The organism is Dechloromonas hortensis, from assembly GCF_009469765.1.
In the GTDB taxonomy this organism is placed as follows: Bacteria; Pseudomonadota; Gammaproteobacteria; order Burkholderiales; family Rhodocyclaceae; genus Azonexus; species Azonexus hortensis.
The window spans coordinates 352,376-369,379 of sequence record NZ_SSSQ01000001.1 but is presented as its reverse complement, the minus strand read 5'-3'; the positions used below and the strand labels follow the sequence as shown (position 1 = coordinate 369,379).

General features: G+C 63.3%; 16 protein-coding genes. 11 read left to right on the top strand and 5 right to left on the bottom strand.

All coding sequences use genetic code 11. The features are described 5' to 3' along the window. The first annotated feature begins 37 nt into the window (after positions 1–37). On the top strand, positions 38–5,536 hold the full coding sequence (locus GH663_RS01815) for a hybrid sensor histidine kinase/response regulator (protein WP_246181475.1): 5,499 nt from the start codon (positions 38–40) through the stop codon (positions 5,534–5,536). Between the two features lie 80 nt (positions 5,537–5,616). Here GH663_RS01815 and GH663_RS01810 read toward each other — a convergent pair whose 3' ends face one another. After that, complete coding sequence (locus GH663_RS01810) at positions 5,617–7,029, bottom strand: cryptochrome/photolyase family protein (protein ID WP_153130024.1); 1,413 nt, start codon at positions 7,027–7,029, stop codon at positions 5,617–5,619. Positions 7,030–7,067: 38 nt separating this feature from the next. Between GH663_RS01810 and GH663_RS01805 the strand changes: the two genes are divergently transcribed. From GH663_RS01805 to GH663_RS01780, 6 genes are all read left to right on the top strand, one after another. Beyond that, on the top strand, positions 7,068–7,628 hold the full coding sequence (locus GH663_RS01805; protein ID WP_153130023.1) for a YqgE/AlgH family protein: 561 nt from the start codon (positions 7,068–7,070) through the stop codon (positions 7,626–7,628). Continuing rightward, positions 7,621–8,055 carry a Holliday junction resolvase RuvX gene (gene ruvX / locus GH663_RS01800; RefSeq protein WP_153130022.1) on the top strand — a complete coding sequence of 145 codons (435 nt, stop codon included), beginning with the start codon at positions 7,621–7,623 and terminating at the stop codon, positions 8,053–8,055. Before GH663_RS01805 ends, ruvX begins: the two co-directional genes overlap by 8 nt. Next, entirely contained in the window at positions 8,039–8,548 is a 510-nt protein-coding gene (pyrR, locus tag GH663_RS01795; RefSeq protein WP_153130021.1) for a bifunctional pyr operon transcriptional regulator/uracil phosphoribosyltransferase PyrR, read from the top strand. Before ruvX ends, pyrR begins: the two co-directional genes overlap by 17 nt. Beyond that, positions 8,541–9,500, top strand: a complete 960-nt coding sequence (locus GH663_RS01790; protein WP_066885430.1) for an aspartate carbamoyltransferase catalytic subunit — start codon at positions 8,541–8,543, stop codon at positions 9,498–9,500. The genes pyrR and GH663_RS01790 overlap by 8 nt, the downstream gene beginning before the upstream one ends. A 3-nt stretch (positions 9,501–9,503) precedes the next feature. Continuing rightward, complete coding sequence (locus tag GH663_RS01785) at positions 9,504–10,754, top strand: dihydroorotase (RefSeq protein WP_153130020.1); 1,251 nt, start codon at positions 9,504–9,506, stop codon at positions 10,752–10,754. 122 nt (positions 10,755–10,876) lie between these two features. Continuing rightward, positions 10,877–11,164: a ComEA family DNA-binding protein gene (locus tag GH663_RS01780; RefSeq protein ID WP_153130019.1), complete on the top strand. Its 288-nt coding sequence runs from the start codon at positions 10,877–10,879 to the stop codon at positions 11,162–11,164. 42 nt (positions 11,165–11,206) lie between these two features. Here the strand turns inward: GH663_RS01780 and GH663_RS01775 are convergent, their stop codons facing one another. The 4 genes from GH663_RS01775 to GH663_RS01760 are packed head-to-tail and all read right to left on the bottom strand — an operon-like array spanning position 11,207 to position 13,528. Next, on the bottom strand, positions 11,207–11,500 hold the full coding sequence (locus GH663_RS01775) for a DUF167 domain-containing protein (protein ID WP_153130018.1): 294 nt from the start codon (positions 11,498–11,500) through the stop codon (positions 11,207–11,209). Continuing rightward, positions 11,497–12,030, bottom strand: a complete 534-nt coding sequence (locus tag GH663_RS01770; RefSeq protein WP_153130017.1) for a YggT family protein — start codon at positions 12,028–12,030, stop codon at positions 11,497–11,499. The genes GH663_RS01775 and GH663_RS01770 overlap by 4 nt, the downstream gene beginning before the upstream one ends. Next, a complete protein-coding gene (proC, locus tag GH663_RS01765; RefSeq protein WP_153130016.1) occupies positions 12,030–12,842 on the bottom strand; it encodes a pyrroline-5-carboxylate reductase in 813 nt (270 codons plus the stop codon). Before proC ends, GH663_RS01770 begins: the two co-directional genes overlap by 1 nt. Next, positions 12,839–13,528: a YggS family pyridoxal phosphate-dependent enzyme gene (locus tag GH663_RS01760; RefSeq protein ID WP_153130015.1), complete on the bottom strand. Its 690-nt coding sequence runs from the start codon at positions 13,526–13,528 to the stop codon at positions 12,839–12,841. The genes proC and GH663_RS01760 overlap by 4 nt, the downstream gene beginning before the upstream one ends. A 66-nt stretch (positions 13,529–13,594) precedes the next feature. On the opposite strand from GH663_RS01760, the gene GH663_RS01755 reads away from it, so the two are divergent. The 4 genes from GH663_RS01755 to GH663_RS01740 are packed head-to-tail and all read left to right on the top strand — an operon-like array spanning position 13,595 to position 16,875. After that, a complete protein-coding gene (locus GH663_RS01755; protein ID WP_153130014.1) occupies positions 13,595–14,638 on the top strand; it encodes a type IV pilus twitching motility protein PilT in 1,044 nt (347 codons plus the stop codon). A gap of 31 nt (positions 14,639–14,669) precedes the next feature. Continuing rightward, complete coding sequence (locus GH663_RS01750) at positions 14,670–15,806, top strand: PilT/PilU family type 4a pilus ATPase (RefSeq protein WP_066885406.1); 1,137 nt, start codon at positions 14,670–14,672, stop codon at positions 15,804–15,806. A 16-nt stretch (positions 15,807–15,822) separates the two neighbouring features. Further along, positions 15,823–16,509: a DUF4197 domain-containing protein gene (locus GH663_RS01745; protein WP_066885403.1), complete on the top strand. Its 687-nt coding sequence runs from the start codon at positions 15,823–15,825 to the stop codon at positions 16,507–16,509. A gap of 48 nt (positions 16,510–16,557) precedes the next feature. Next, complete coding sequence (locus GH663_RS01740; protein WP_153130013.1) at positions 16,558–16,875, top strand: hypothetical protein; 318 nt, start codon at positions 16,558–16,560, stop codon at positions 16,873–16,875. The last annotated feature ends 129 nt before the right edge of the window (positions 16,876–17,004 follow it).

Below are 17,004 nucleotides of genomic sequence, written 5' to 3'. Positions count from 1 at the left end.
ATCGCGAGAGACTATGAACGCGGCAACTGAATTTGATTTGGGCCCACTGACCTGGGTCAAGGGCGAGATCGATCTGGCACTCGAACGGGCTGAAGAGGCGCTCGGCCTCTATGCCGCGAGTGCCGATGTCACACAGCTCAAGTTCTGCCGCACGCATGTGCACCAGGTACATGGTGCTCTGTCGATTGTCGGGTTGGACGGGGTCACCCTGGTCACGGAATCGCTGGAAGCGCTGCTGGTGGCGCTTGAAGAGGCTCGCCTGACGGCTGTTGAGCGGGCCATGGCGGCATTGCGTCAGGCTCTTTCCGGCATTCGTCTTTACCTCGATGAGCTGATGGCCGGCGAGGCCAACCAGCCTTTGCGCCTGCTGCCGGTCTATCAGGAGCTGGCTGCAGTACGTGGCATCGCCACTGCCCAGGCCAGCGATCTGTTTTTCCCCGATCTTTCCCTGCGTCCGCCGAAGCGTCCACCCGCTGGCGAGGTGATGCCCCCCGAAGCCTTGCGTCAGGTCTTGAAGAAGGAACGGGCCCGCTACCAAAAAGGCTTGCTGTGCTGGCTGAAAAAGCCGGAAGAAGCGGAGGCTGGACGCCTGCTGATGCTGGAGGCGCTGGCCGCGATCGAGGCTACCCAGGAAACCCCGGCTGCCCGCTCGTTCTGGTGGACGGCGCAAGCCTTTGTTGAGGCCTTGGGCGATCCGCAGGTCAGTAGCGATGGTGCGGTACGCCAGGTGAGCGCCCGAATCGACCTGCAGATTCGCCGCTTGCTGGAAGGTTCCAGCAGTCTGGCCGAACGCCTGATGCGCGAGGCGCTCTATCACGTTGCCCAGGTGCCCGAGGGGCGGAGTCAGTTGCTGTCGCAGGTGCAGGCAACTTTCGGCTTGCCGGCGATGGTGCCTGGCGCAGCGCAGGTCGCCGTCGTGCAGCCGCAGGATGCCGTCTTGCGCCGTTTGCGCGAGGTGTTGGCCAGCACCGAGGAATTTTGGAACAAGGTCTGCTCGGGTAGCCCGGGCGGGCTGAACGGGTTTGCCGAACATGCCAAGACAACGGCTGGCTTGACCGAGGAGATTGGTCATACCGATCTCAAGCGCCTGGGGCAGGGTTTGGGCGCGATTGCCAGCTGGCTGGCCGAGGATGCCAGTCGCTATTCCGATACGGTCGCGATGGAAGTGGCGACGGCAATCCTGCTGCTGCAGAACGCACAGGAGAGTTTCAAGCGGCTAGGCACCGATTTCGCCCAGCAGGTCGATCTGATGGTGGCCCGTCTTTATGCCTGCATCGCCGGCAAGCCGGCGGCCGATGAAGGTATGCCGCTGCTCGATGAAATGACACGGCGGGCGCAGGAAAAGCTGCTGATCGGACAAGTGGCGCGCGAGATCCAGAATAACCTGGCCCAGGTCGAGCAGGCCCTGGATGCCTACTTCCGCGATCCGGGCAAGGGGCACGATCTCTCGTTGCTCGACGGGCCGCTCAAGCAGATCGGTGGGGCGCTCGCCATGCTCGGCCACATGGGTGCGGTCGCCAGTCTGAAGGATTGCGGTGAACGCATCCAGCAGTTTGGCGCGCCCGGCTATCAGGCAGCCCCGGAAGATTTCGAGGCGGTCGCCCAGCAACTGTCACTGCTCGGCTTCTTCGTCGATGCCTTGCCCAGCGGAGAAAGTGATTTCGAGTCCTTTGTCCGACGCATGAAGGGCGAGACGCTCAGTGAAGACGACGAAACCGTCGGCTTCGAGCCGGCTGCGGCACCGAGTGTCGAGAGTCAGTTGGCTCAGCAGGCGCTAGAGACACATGCCCTGGTCGAGGCGCTCAAGGAAGCGCCGGCCGATGCCCGGTTGCAGCAAGAACTGAAGCAGAATCTGCAAGCCATCCAGAAGGATGCCGACCTGGTGGCCAACCACGCCCTGGGTGAAACGGCCAAGGCGGCCCTGGAAGCCCTGCAAGCCGGCGATGTCGCCAGCGTCGATGTCGATGCCGCCCTGTCCGGCCTGAAGCCGGCCCAGGCGGAGGCGCCGCTGCCGTCAGCCGAGACCTTGCAACTGGCGCAATCCAGTCACGAGGAAATCGATGCCGAATTGCTCACCATCTTCCTCGAAGAAGCGAATGAAGTATTGGCCTCAATTGAGGAGCAGTCGGCCTTGCTTGCGGTCGACCCGCACAATGTCGATGCCTTGACCAATATCCGCCGCTCGACGCATACCCTGAAGGGTAGCGGCCGCATGGTCGGCCTCAAGGATCTCGGTGAAACCGCCTGGGAGCTCGAGCAGACCCTCAATCAGTGGTTGCGTCAGGACCAGTTGGTGACGCCGGACCTGATGCGGATGATTGGCGATGGACACCGGCTGTTCTCAGCCTGGGTGGCGCATCTGGAAAGCGGCGATGGACTGGTCCCGGAGACCTCAGCCCTGGTCGCGCTGGCGGCTCGTCTGCGCGGCGTCGAAGAGCCGGCGGTAGCGACGGCAGTGGCCGTCGTCCCGCCCGTCGTGCCGGTGGCCGAAGTTGTGGCCGAATTGCCGGCCGAAACGGTGCCTGAGGTTGCCGCCGTCAGCCAGTTCGTTGAGTTGCCGGTACCGGACGTGGCCGACGAAGCGCCTGCCATCGTTCTTGAATTGCCGGCCATCGACGATTTGGTGCCGGACAGTGAAGCGGCAAGCGAGCCGCTGCCGGCTCTGGTCGAACCGGTCGTCGAGGATCTGCACCTGCTGGCCACGGCCGAGGCGCTGGAGGACTTGCTGGCGCCGGATGAGGCAGTGCTGCGGTCGACGGTCGAAAACGAGCAAATTTCGCCGTCGGTCAGCGCCTCGCCGACGCTCTACGATATTTTCCGCGAAGAAGCGCGTGGTCATTTGCAGACCCTGCTGGATAGCTATACCGAACTGGAAGCCAGCCCGGGGGGGCCGACGACCTTCGAGATGACACGGGCGGCCCATACCCTCGGCGGTATCGCGGCAACGGTCGGCCTGATGCCCTTGCATCATCTGGCGATCGCGCTGGAGCATGCCCTGCTGCGCCGTGACGGCTCGGCCCAGCCGGAGAGCATCGAAGGACTGGAAACCGTTCGCCAGACGATCATTACGCTGGAAGGCATGTTTGCCGCACTGGCCGAACAGCAGGCGCCGGAGGAGCAGGGGCAATTGATCGGCGCGCTGGGCGATATCTACCCGCCACCGGCGGTCGAGGCGCCGGAAGCGTCCCCCGTCATTGAATTGGCAACGGCCGAAATCATTCCGCTGCCCGGCCTGGCAGCGATGCCGGAAATTGCCGCCGCCGCACCACAGCCGGTTCTGCCGCAATTGACCGACGAACTGGATGAGCAACTGCTGCCGATCTTCCTCGAGGAAGCGGCTGACCAGTTGCGCGACCTGACCACGCAGTTGCGTGCCTGGCGGGCCGATCTCGGCAGCGATGTGCCGCCGCACGCCATCGCCCGGTTGCTCCACACCTTCAAGGGCAATGCCCGGATGGCCGGGGCGATGAACCTCGGCGAACTGACCCATCTGCTGGAAACGCGGGTCGAGGAGGCGATGCATGCCGGCCAGGTGACGCCGAGCTTCATTGACGAAATCGAAAACGGTTGCGATACGTTAGCCCTAGCCGTCGAGCGCCTGCGCGCCGGGCCGCAGGAAATGCCGCCCGTCGTCGAGCCAGCGACGGAAACGGCGCTGCCGCTAGCGTCACCGGCCACTGCCGTCGCCGAAAGTGAAGGCGAAACCGAGGCCGGCGGCCAGCGGGCAACGCTGCGCGTGCGGGCCGACCTGATCGATCGCCTGGTCAATGAAGCCGGTGAGTTGTCGATTGCGCGGACCCGGATCGAAGGCGAGATGCGCAGCCTGAAAGGTTCGTTGCTCGACCTGACCGAAAACGTCATCCGCCTGCGCCGTCAGTTGCGCGAGATTGAAATCCAGGCCGAAGGCCAGATTCAGGCCCGCGTTGCCCATGCGCCGGAAGGCGAGGCACAGTTCGATCCGCTCGAACTCGACCGTTTCACCCGCTTCCAGGAACTGACCCGGTTCATGGCCGAGTCGGTGAACGACGTGGCAACGGTGCAGCAGAACTTGTTGAAGAATCTCGATGACGCCAATGCGGCCATCCTTGCCCAGTCGCGACTGAATCACAGCCTGCAGCAGGAACTGATGGGCGTCCGGATGATTCCGTTTGCCAGCCAGTCCGAACGTCTCTACCGCATCGTTCGGCAGACCGCCAAGGACGTCGGCAAGCGGGCCAGTCTGGACATCGTCGGCGGCCAGGTGGAAATCGACCGTTCGGTGCTCGACAAGATGATGGCGCCGCTCGAACACATGCTGCGCAATGCCGTGACGCACGGTATTGAAAGCCGGGAGGAGCGTCTCGCCGCCGCCAAGCCGGAAGCCGGTGAAATCACCATGGCGCTGGCTCAGGAAGGCAACGAAATCATCCTGTCGATGTCGGATGACGGCAAGGGGCTGGACGCTCAGCGTATCCGGGCCCGGGCCGAGGCGATGGGGCTGTTGTCAGCCGACCAGCCGGCCGATGCGGCAACGCTTTACGACTTCATCTTCCAGCCCGGTTTCTCGACCGCCGCCGAATTGTCCCAAGTGGCCGGCCGGGGCGTTGGCATGGACGTCGTCAAGACCGAAGTCGCCGCGCTCGGCGGACGCATTGAAATACTTTCGCAGCCGGGACAGGGCACGACCTTCCGCCTCTACCTGCCGCTGACGCTGGCAGTGACGCAGACTCTGTTGGTTCGGGCGGGCAATCAGCTTTATGCTGTTCCGTCGACGATGATCGAGCAAGTCAAGGAAATGAAGGAAAAGCCGCTCGCTGCGTTGCGCGAGAAGGGCGAGGCCGAGTGGCAGGGTAACCGCTACCCCTTCCATTTCCTGCCGAATCTGCTCGGCGACCCCGCTGCCGTGCCGGAGTTGCATCGCCAGTATTGGGTACTGCTGCTACGCTCGGGGACCCAGCGCGTCGCCGTTCAGGTCGATGAGTTGAAGGGTAACCAGGAAGTCGTCGTCAAGAACATCGGCGCCCAGTTGGCGCGGGTCGTCGGCATTGCCGGTGCGACGGTCCTCGGTGATGGCCGTGTCGTGCTGATCCTCAACCCGGTCGCGCTGGCCAGCCGTTTGCCGGCGGTCAGCGTGCAGATGGCGGTACCGGTTGCGGCAGTGCCCGAGGTGGCGCAGGTGCCGCACGTGCCGACGGTGCTGGTGGTTGACGATTCGCTGACCGTGCGCAAGATCACCAGCCGTTTGCTCAATCGCGAAGGCTATCAGGTGGTGCTGGCCAAGGATGGGGTTGATGCCCTGGAGCAACTGATCGATGTGATGCCTGATGTCATCCTGTCCGATATCGAGATGCCGCGCATGGATGGTTTCGATCTGCTGCGCAATATCCGGGCTGATGAACGCCTGCGCAAGCTGCCGGTGATCATGATCACCTCGCGGACCGCCGACAAGCATCGCAATTACGCGCTGGAAATCGGCGCCAACCACTACCTCGGCAAGCCATACGACGAAGAAGAATTGCTCGGCCTGGTCGCCGGCTATTGCAAAAAGGCTTCCTAACAGAGGTTGACCGTAGGCATTGGCGGTCAGTCGCGGCGAAATCGACGTACAGGAACAAGGGGGCGAAACTGCCCCCTTTTTTATCCGCCTTTTTTGACCACCGCGTAGCGGGCCAGGGTTTTTTCCCGAGCCTGGGCGTGATCGACAATTGGGCCCGGATAGTCGCGGCCGATGACGACGCCCAGCCCCTCCTGCTCGACCCGACCCATCAGCCAGGGGGCATGGATGTACTTGTTGGCGACCTTGGCCAGCTCCGGTACATAGCGGCGAATGAACTTGCCTTCCGGGTCGAATTTTTCCGATTGCGTTACCGGGTTGAAGATCCGGAAATAAGGCTGTGCATCGCAGCCGCTGGAGGATGCCCATTGCCAGCCGCCGTTGTTGGCGGACAGGTCGAAGTCGTTTAGTTGCTCGGCGAAGTATTGTTCGCCGAGTCGCCAGTCGATGCCGAGATCCTTGCTCAGGAAGGAGGCGACGACCATGCGCAGCCGGTTGTGCATCCAGCCGCTGTGCCTGAGTTGGCGCATCGCGGCGTCGACCAGCGGGTAGCCGGTTTGGCCGGCACACCAGGCGGCGAAGCCTTCCGGCCACTCCTCCCACTGGATGGCATCGTATTCGGGCTTGAAGGCATGGCCGACCACGTGCGGGAAACGGTCGAGGATCATGAAATAGAAGTCGCGCCAGATCAGTTCGCTGAGCCAGGTCTCGGCTGCATCAGCCCAGGCGGCGCGGACCAGTTCGCGGATTGAAATCGTTCCGAAGCGCAAATGCACCGACAGGTAGGAGACGCCCTTGACCGCCGGAAAGTCGCGCAGTGCCGCATAGCGCTTGATGCGGCCGCTGCGGAATTCGTCCCACAGGGCGCGGGCGCCGCTCATGCCGGGCTGGATACCGAGAGCGGCGAGATCGGTCTCGGCAAAGCCGAGTTCGGTGAGGCTGGGCACGCCCGCCTGTTCGCTGCCGGCCAGTTGTCCCGAGCAGGGGTAGGCGGCACAGTCGCCGGCGGTCAACCGTTTCAGCCAGGCGTTTTTGTACGGGGTGAACACCGAGAAGGGTTTGCCCGCCTGGGTCAGCACTTCGTCGCGGTCGAAAATGGCCTGGTCCTTCAGGCTGTGGAAAGTGATGCCCGAGGCGCGCAGGGCTTCGGCAACTTCCATGTCGCGCTGCTTGGCGGCCGGTTCGTAGTCGCGGTTGGCGATCACCGCGGCGACCCCCAGTTGCCTGGCCAATGCCGGAATCTCGGTCTGGGCCCGGCCGTGGCGAACGATCAGCCCGCCGCCCATGGCGCGTAGCGCGGCATCCAGTTCGAGCAGCGAGGCGTGGATGAAATGGACGCGGCGATCCTGTTTGTTCGGCAGGGCATCGAGAATGTCGGTATCGAAGACAAAGGCGCAATAGACGGCGTTTGCTTCCAACAGGGCGGCGCTCAGCGCGGCATGGTCATGGTCGCGCAGGTCGCGGCGAAACCAGACGAGGGCTTTTTCTGCATTCATGGTTGGTTTGTACCCCGCCGACGATTAAAATTCCAGTCATGGACAACGTCAATCTGACCGATAACTTCCTCATCGCCATGCCGGCGTTGGAGGATCCGTATTTTTCCAACGCGCTCGTTTATATCTGCGAACACAACGAGAACGGCGCCTTGGGCATTATCGTCAATCGCCCGATCGACATGAATCTGGCCGGCTTGTTCGAAAAGATTGATATCAAGCTGGAAGCCGAGCAAATGGCTCGGCTGCCGGTCTATTTCGGCGGCCCGGTCCAGCTCGATCGCGGTTTCGTGCTGCATCGGCCGCTCGGCGAATGGCAATCGACGCTGGCCGTCAATAGCGAGGTCGGCCTGACCAGTTCGCGCGATGTACTGGCCTCGGTCGGCAGTGCCGGCCTGCCGGCCGAAATCCTCGTTACCCTCGGCTACGCCGGCTGGGATGCCGGCCAGCTTGAAAACGAACTGGCCCAGAACTCATGGCTGACCGTGCCGGCCAAGGCCGAAATCCTTTTCGATCTGCCACCCGAGGAGCGCCTGCCTGCAGCCATGCAGAAACTCGGCATCAGCTTCACCCAGCTTTCCGACGTGGCCGGGCATGCCTGACGGCACCGTGCTGGCCTTTGATTTCGGCGAAAAGCGGATTGGTGTGGCGACCGGCGAAACCCTGCTCGGCAGTGCCCATCCGTTGACGGTGATTCGCGCCGAAACGAACGATGATCGCTTTACCGCCATCGGCAAGCTGATTGCCGAATGGCAGCCGGTGCAACTGGTCGTCGGCCTGCCGACCCACGCCGACGGCACGCCGCACGAGATGACCCGGCTGGCGACCAAGTTCGGCGAACGCCTGAAACGCCGATTCAACCTGCCGGTCGGCTTTGCCGACGAGCGGATGACCTCGCTCGACGCCGAGTCCCGGCTCCGCGAAACCGGCCGCAACAGCAGGAGCGCCAAGCCGCTGCTCGACGCCGTGGCGGCCCAGCTCATTCTTCAAACCTGGTTCGAAAGCCCGCACCATGTCACCCCTGACTAATCCCCTGCCCGACGCCGAAGCACAATGCCGGCAACTGGCCGATCTTATTCGCCCGCACCTGCACCGCCAGCCGGCGCTGGTCGGCATCTATAGCGGCGGCGCCTGGATCGCCGAACGCCTGCAGGAACTGCTTGGCCTGTCCGAGGAGATCGGCCTGATCGATGTCTCCTTCTACCGCGACGATTTCGCCGAAAAAGGCCTGCATCCGCAGGTCAAGCCGACCGTCATCCCGTTCGACGTCGAAGGCCGCCACATCATCCTGGTTGATGACGTGCTCTACACCGGGCGGACCACCCGGGCGGCGATCAACGAGCTGTTCGACTACGGCCGGCCGGCCGCCGTCGATCTCGCCGTGCTCGCCGACCGCGGCGGTCGCGAACTGCCGATTGGCGCCACCTACGGCGTCTGGGACGTCGAGCTCGGTGAAGGCCAGAGCCTGGTGCTCGGCAAGCAGGATGACGGTCAACTTGCCTGGAGGCTGGAAAATGCATAACCCGCAGTTGAACAAGGATGGCGAGCTGATCCACCTGCTTTCCGTTGAAGGCTTGCCGCAGCGCATCCTGACCCAGATTCTCGATACTGCCGCCTCCTTCATGGAAGTCTCGGCCCGCGAAGTCAAGAAAGTGCCGCTGCTGCGCGGCAAGAGCGTCTTCAACCTGTTCTTCGAGAACTCGACGCGGACCCGCACCACCTTCGAGATCGCCGCCAAGCGTTTGAGCGCCGACGTGATCAATCTCGACATCAACAAGTCGTCGGCCAGCAAGGGCGAAACCCTGCTCGACACCATCGACAACCTGTGCGCCATGCACGCCAACCTGTTTGTCGTGCGCCATGCCTCGAGCGGCGCGCCCTACCTGATTGCCGAGCATCTGCAGCGCATCGGCCGTGACGACGTGCATGTCGTCAATGCCGGCGACGGGCGCCACGCCCATCCGACGCAGGGCCTGCTCGACATGTACACCATCCGCCATTACAAGAAGGACTTCACGCAACTGCGCGTCGCCATCGTCGGCGACATCCTGCATTCGCGCGTCGCCCGTTCCGACATTCACGCCCTGACCACACTCGGCGTCCCGGAAGTCCGCGCCATCGGGCCGGAAACGTTGTTGCCCAAGCATCTCGACAAGCTCGGCGTGCATGTCTTCCACGACATGAACGAAGGCCTCAAGGATGTCGACGTGATCATCATGCTGCGCCTGCAGAACGAACGGATGACCGGCGCCCTGCTGCCCTCGGCCGGCGAGTACTTCCGCCACTACGGCCTGACGCCGCAGAAGCTGGCACTGGCCAAGCCGGACGCCATCGTCATGCACCCGGGGCCGATGAACCGCGGCGTCGAGATCCACTCGGCGGTGGCCGATGGCTCGCAGGCCGTGATCCTGCCCCAGGTCACCTTCGGGATCGCTGTCCGGATGGCGGTCATGAGCATCGTTGCGGGGAATTGATTGATGAACATCGTTATTGAAAATGGCCGCGTAATTGACCCGAAAAACGGCGTCGACCGCAGCAATGCCTCGCTCTACATCGCCGCTGGCAAGATCGCCGGCCTCGGCCAGGCGCCGGCCGGCTTCGTTGCCGACAAAGTCATCGATGCCGCCGGCTGCGTCGTCTGCCCCGGCCTGATCGACCTCGGCGCCCGCCTCAACTCGATCGAAGCCGAACTGGCGGCTGCCGTCGCCGGCGGCGTCACTTCGGTCGTCGTGCCGCCGGATGCCGATCCGCCGCTCGACGAGCCGGAACTGGCCGACCGTCTGGTCCATCGCGGTGAGGAAATCGGCAAGGCGCGCGTGCTGCCGCTCGGTGCGCTGACCCTGGGCCTGAAGGGCGAGCGTCTGGCCGAACTGGCCGGATTGAAGAAAGCCGGTTGCGTCGCCTTCTCGCAAGCCAACAAGCCGGTGATCGATACCGAAGCGCTGCTCCGTGCCATGGAATACGCCGCCACCTTCGATTTTGCCGTCTGGCTGCAGCCGCAGGATTACTGGCTGTCGCGCAACGGCATCGCGCATGAAGGCGAAGTCGCCAGCCGGCTTGGGCTGGCCGGCATTCCGGTCGCCGCCGAAACCATCGCCATTGCCACCATTGTCCAATTGGTGCGCGATACCGGCTGCCGCGTCCATCTGACCCGGATTTCCTCGGCGGCCGGCATGGCCCTGATCCAGCGCGCCCAGCACGATGGCCTGCCGGTCACCTGCGACGTTGGCGTCCATCACCTGCTGCTCACCGAAAACGACATCGGTTTCTTCAATCCGCATGCCCGTTTCTGCCCGCCCTTGCGCGCGCAAAATGACCGTCTGGCGCTGTCGACCGCAGCAGTGAGCGGCCTGGCCGCCATTTGCTCCGACCATACGCCGGTCGGGGCCGACGACAAACTGCTGCCGTTTGGCGAAGCCAAGCCGGGCGCCACCGGCCTCGAAGTGCTGTTGCCGCTGACCCTGAAATGGGCCGAGACGGCCAAGGTGGCGCTGAGCGATGCCGTGGCGCGCATCACCTGCGGGCCGGCCGGAATTCTCGGTCTGGATAGCGGCCATCTGGCGCTCGGAGCCGCGGCCGATGTCTGCATTTTCGACCCGCTGGCGACGTGGCAACTGATGCCGGAAGCCTTGAAGAGCCGGGGCAAGAATTCGCCGTGGCAAGGCTACATGATGACCGGTCAGGTCCGTTCAACGCTGGTCGGCGGCCGCGTCGTGTTCAACCGCTGAGCCGGGATGCTTCCTGATTAACGTAATTGTCATATTCGTTTAGAATATTTTGCGCCAGGGTTCGTGCCCTGGCGTTTTTGTTCCGAGCGATTGATGATTTTCCTAAACAGGAGGAAGTCCCGATGAAAAGTTTCCTGGCATTGGTTGTTGCCCTGCTGTCCTGCATCAGCATGGCGTTTGCCGCCGTCAATCTGAATACCGCCAGCGTCGATGAGCTGGATGCCGTCAAGGGCATCGGCCCCAGCAAGGCCAAGGCGATCGTCGATTACCGGACGAAGAACGGACCGTTCAAGTCGGTCGATGACTTGAAGGGGGTCAAGGGGTTTGGCGAGAAGAGCGTCGCCAAACTTCGGCCGGAACTGACGGTCGGTGAGGCCGGCGGTGCACCGGCCAAGACGGCAAAAAAGTAAGCGCTACCAACGGCTGGCTGACGGCGGGCTTGCCCGCCGTTTTCATTTGGGTGCCAGTTCGGCCACCGCGGCCGGCGTCGTGCCGACGATCTCCAGCACTTTGTGTCGCGAGTTTTGGCCGCTCTTCAGGCTGACCGCCGATTTGGGCAGACGCAGCGTTTCGGCGACGAACTTGATCAGGGCCTCGTTGGCCTTGCCATCGACCGGCGGTGCCGCCAGCCGGATTTTCAGCGCCTCGCCATGCAGCCCGGCGACTTCGGTCTTCTTGGCGCCGGGCTGGATGTGCAGGGTCAGCGTGATGCGGCCGTCGGCCGCCAGCCGCCACCAAATGCTCACAGGAACATCAGCACGGCCTGCAGCAGCAGGATGGCGACCAGCGGCGACAGGTCGATGCCGGAAATCGCCGGCATGATGCGCCGGATCGGGTCGAGCAACGGCCGGGTCAGCTGGTGGGCCGGTGCCGCCAGCGGTGAGTAGGGATTGATCCAGGACAGCACTGCCTGCAGGATCAAAGCGCCGATCAGGATGTAGACCGCCAGCCGGAGCAGGGTGCGAATGGCGAACCAGCCTGCCATCAGCGCCACGGTGCCGGGATCGGCGCTGATCACCTGGCCGGAGATGCCGACCAGCAGCGCCGAAAGCAGCAACTGGATGGCGAGGGCAGCGAACAGGCTGGCCCAGTCGAAGCCGCCGAGGCCGGGGATGATCCGGCGCAGCGGCTTGACCGCCCAGTTGGTCAGCTTGACGACAAAATCGCCGATCTGCCCGGCAAAGGAAACGCGCATCGCCTGCATCATGAAACGCAGCAGGAACAGCGTGCAGAAAAAGCTGACGACGGCATCGACCAGGAAAACGAGGGCTTGCATCAGGCGGCGCCCAGCAGTTTGCCGAGTTCGCGGCCGCGCGCTTCGGCGGCTTTGACGCCGGCGACGATGCCTTCCTTGACGCCCTGTTCGGCCATCGTACGCAGTGCCGCTTCGGTGGTGCCGCCCTTGGAGGTGACGCGCTCGCGCAGCACCGCGGCCGGCTCGCTCGATTGCGCGGCAAGGGCCGCGGCGCCCTGTACCGTTTCGATGGCCAGCAGGCGCCCTTGCTCAGCCGTGAAGCCGAGGTCGGCGGCGGCCTGCTGCAGCGCTTCGATGAACAGGAAGACATAGGCCGGGCCGCTGCCGGAAAGGGCGGTGACGCCGTCCATCTTGCCTTCGTCGGCGATCCACACCGTGGTGCCGACGGCGCGCAGCACGCGGTCGGCGGCGGCGCGTTCATCGTCGCTGACTTCCGGCAAGGGACAGAGGCCGGTGATGCCGGCGCCGATCAGGGCCGGCGTGTTCGGCATGCAGCGGACGATCTTGCGATGGCCGCCGAGGAATCGGGACAGGGTTTCCAGATCAAGGCCGGCCGCGATGCTGACAACGACGGCCTGGCCGAGCTTGGCAGCGAGCGGGGCGACGGCCTCTTTCATTTGCTGCGGCTTGACCGCGAGGACCAGCAGATCGCCGACGCTGGCCAGCATTTCGGCCGATTCCAGACAGTTCACCGCATAACTCTGGCTGAGCTTGGCCCGCGCCTCGCTGCCCGGGTCGATGACGTTGATGTCGGTCGCCGCGAAGCCCTGTTTCAACATGCCGCCGATCAGCGCGTTGGCCATGTTGCCGCCGCCGAGGAAGGTAATTTTCATGCGTAGTTTCTTTCACCAAAAATGGCCGTGCCGATGCGGACGATGGTCGCGCCTTCGGCAATGGCAGCTTCAAGATCGTGGGACATGCCCATCGATAAAGTATCGAGCGGCAAACCGGCCGCCCGGATCGTTTCGAAGATTTCCCGCAATTGGCGGAAGGGCGCCCGTTGGCCTGCTTCATTATCGGCCGGTTCGGGAATCGCCATCAGGCCGCGCAGGGTCAGCCTGGGCAAGGCGGCGACCGCCTGGCACAGGGCGAGCGCTTCGTCGGGATGGCAGCCGCTCTTGCTCGCTTCGCCGGAAACATTGACCTGGATGCAGACCTGGAGCGGCGGCAGGTCGGCCGGCCGTTGCGCCGACAGGCGTTCGGCGATTTTCAGGCGGTCGATGGAATGCACCCAGGCAAAATGCTCGGCGACCGGCCGAGTCTTGTTGCTTTGCAGCGGGCCGATGAAATGCCAGTCCAGGGCGCGGTCGACCGTGGCAATCGCCTTATCGACGCCTTCCTGCACGTAATTCTCGCCAAAAGCGCGCTGCCCGGCGGTGGCGGCGTCAATAACGGATGACAGCGGCCAAGTCTTGCTGACCGCGAGCAGGGCGATGCTTTCCGGGGGGCGTCCGGCGGCCTTGGCGGCAGTGCTGATGCGCGTCCGGACAGCTTGCAGGTTGGTGGCGATTGCGCTCATAATCCATTGGAATCACGTCTGTTTCCAGTATACACGCGCCAAACGCGCTTCAAGGACGATCCCCGCATGGACATCACCGAACTGCTGGCCTTTAGCGTCAAGAACAAGGCCTCCGACCTCCATCTTTCATCCGGCCTGCCGCCGATGATCCGCGTCCATGGCGACGTGCGCCGCATCAACCTGCCGGCGATGGAGCACAAGGATGTGCATGGCATGGTGTACGACATCATGAACGACGGCCAGCGCAAGGTTTATGAAGAAACGCTGGAATGCGACTTTTCGTTTGAAATTCCCAACCTGGCCCGTTTCCGGGTCAATGCCTTCAATCAGCAGCGCGGCGCCGGCGCCGTATTCCGGACCATTCCGTCGAAAGTGCTGACGCTGGAAGAACTGAACTGCCCGAAAATCTTCAAGGACATTTCCGAATACCCGCGCGGCATCGTGCTGGTCACCGGGCCGACCGGTTCCGGCAAGTCGACGACGCTGGCGGCGATGGTCAATCACATCAATGAAAACGATTACGGCCACATCCTGACCGTCGAAGACCCGATCGAATTCGTCCATGAAGCCAAGAAGTGCCTGATCAACCAGCGCGAAGTCGGGCCGCACACGTTGTCCTTCTCCAACGCGCTGCGCTCGGCCCTGCGCGAAGACCCGGACGTCATCCTGGTCGGCGAAATGCGCGACCTGGAAACCATCCGCCTGGCGCTCACCGCGGCCGAAACCGGCCACCTGGTGTTCGGCACGCTACACACCTCGTCGGCGGCGAAGACCGTGGACCGGATCGTCGACGTCTTCCCGGCGGCGGAAAAGGAAATGGTCCGCTCGATGCTGTCCGAATCGCTGCGCGCCGTTATCTCGCAGACCCTGCTGAAGACCAAGGACGGCCAGGGGCGCTGCGCGGCGCATGAAATCATGATCGGCACGCCGGCCATCCGCAATCTGATCCGCGAAAACAAGATCGCGCAGATGTATTCGGCGATCCAGACCGGCCAGAATTTCGGCATGCAGACGCTCGACCAGAACCTGCTCGACATGGTCCGCCGCAATCTGGTGTCGAGCGCCGAAGCGCGCAACAAGGCCGCCAACAAGGATGCCTTCCCGGCCTGATTCGCCGGTCAAATATAAGCGAGGGGAAGATATGGAACGCGACCAGGCAATGAAATTCATGCACGACCTGCTGCGCCTGATGGCGCAGAAAAAAGGGTCGGACCTGTTCATCACCGCCGGTTTTCCGCCGGCGATCAAGATTGACGGCAAGATCACGCCAGTCTCGAACCAGGTGCTGACTTCACAGCACACCGCCGAACTGGCCCGTTCGATCATGAACGACCGCCAGGCCGCCGAGTTCGAGGCGACCAAGGAGTGCAACTTCGCCATCTCGCCGGCCAGCATCGGCCGGTTCCGCGTCAATGCCTTCGTCCAGCAGGGCCGCATGGGGGTCGTCTGCCGGACGATCAACATGAGCATCCCGAAGATCGACGAACTCGGCCTGCCGCCGGTGATCAAGGACATCGCGATGACCAAGCGCGGCCTGGTCATCTTCGTCGGCGGCACCGGTACCGGCAAGACGACATCGCTGGCTTCGGTGGTCGATTACCGCAACGAGAACTCCTACGGCCACATCATCACGATCGAAGACCCGATCGAATATGTGCACGAACACAAGAACTGCATCATCACCCAGCGCGAAGTCGGGGTCGATACTGACGACTGGGGCCCGGCGCTGCGCAACACGCTGCGTCAGGCGCCGGACGTCATCCTGATGGGCGAAATCCGCGACCGCGACACGATGGACTACGCCATTGCCTTCGCCGAAACCGGCCACCTCTGTCTGGCGACGCTGCACGCCAACAGCGCCAACCAGGCGATCGACCGCATCATCAACTTCTTCCCGGAAGAGCGTCGCCAGCAATTGCTGATGGACCTCTCGCTGAACTTGCGCGGTATGGTCTCGCAGCGCCTGATTCCGAAGAAGGACGGCAAGGGACGGGTTGCCGCCATCGAAGTGATGCTCAATTCGCCGCTGATCTCCGACCTGATCTTCAAGGGCGAGGTGCATGAGATCAAGGAAATCATGAAGAAGTCGCGCGAACTCGGCATGCAGACTTTCGACCAGGCGCTGTTCGATCACTATGAGGGCGGCCGCATCACCTACGAAGATGCGCTGCGCAATGCCGACTCGCTGAACGATTTGCGCCTGCAGATCAAGCTGCACGGCAAGGAATCGAAGGACCGCGACCTGACCACCGGCATCGGTCACCTCGATATCGTCTGATTTTCAGGAGAACACCATGCGCCGCCTGCTCGCTCCGCTTTTTGCCCTTTTTCTGCTGTTGACCGCCGGACTCGTCCACGCCGCCGGGCTGGACGCCATTTCGACCGGTGATGCCAGCGCCGGCGTCAAGGAAGCGCTGGCCAAGGGGGCGGATTACGCGGTCGCCTCGCTGGGCAAGGAGGGCGGCTTCCTCGGCAACAGCAAGGTGAAGATTCCGCTGCCCGGGTATCTGCAAAAAGCCGAGAGCGGCCTGCGCATGTTCGGTCTTGGCAAGCAGGCCGACCAGTTGATCGAAACGATGAACCACGCGGCCGAGCAGGCGGTGGCCGAAGCCAAGCCGATTCTCACCGACTCGATCAAGAAGATGAGCGTGCAGGACGCCAAGGGCATCCTGACCGGTGGTGAGGACAGCGTGACGCAATACTTCAAGCGCACCTCGACCGAGCAGCTGACAGCCAAGTTCATGCCCATCGTCAAAGCCTCGACCAAGAAGCTGCAACTGGCCGAGCAGTACAACAGCTTTGCCGGCAAGGCGGCGAGCAGTGGCCTGATCGACCAGAAGGACGCCGACCTCGACGGCTATGTCACGCAAAAGGCGATGGATGGACTGTTTCTGATGATCGCCGAGGAAGAGAAAAAGCTGCGCGCCAACCCGGTCGGGGCCGGCAGCGATCTGCTGAAGAAGGTATTCGGCGCGCTTTAATTAAAGCCGGGGCGGCAAAGTGCCGTTGACGGGTTGAGGAGCCCGTCCATGAAACTGAACCGCCTCGAATCGACCACGCAGCGCCTCTCCCAGGAATCCCGGGAGCGGGCTCGTCATGTCGCCGGCCAACAGGTGCGGCGGGTCGAGGCCTTGGAAGGCATCGAAGGCGACCGCCAGCGCAGCCTGCAACAGGAAATGGCCGAAATCGAGGCTGGGGCGATCGGCGAATTTTCCGGTGCTCAGCGGGTTTTTCAGGATGCCCGCGAGATGGCGGCCGAACTGGCTGCGCTCGGAACGGCGGCCGACGAATTGATCAAGGGCGACGCGCTGGGCGCGGCCACCGGTCATATCGACGATCAGGCCTGAGGCGATTGCCGCTTGCACTCGACCTTGCCGAGCGCTGCGGTCGACGGCGAAAAACCCATGATTTTCATCCCTTTAGCGCTGGGTTAAAATCCATCCCCACGCATTTGGGCGCCCCGCTTGGCCGGGGCG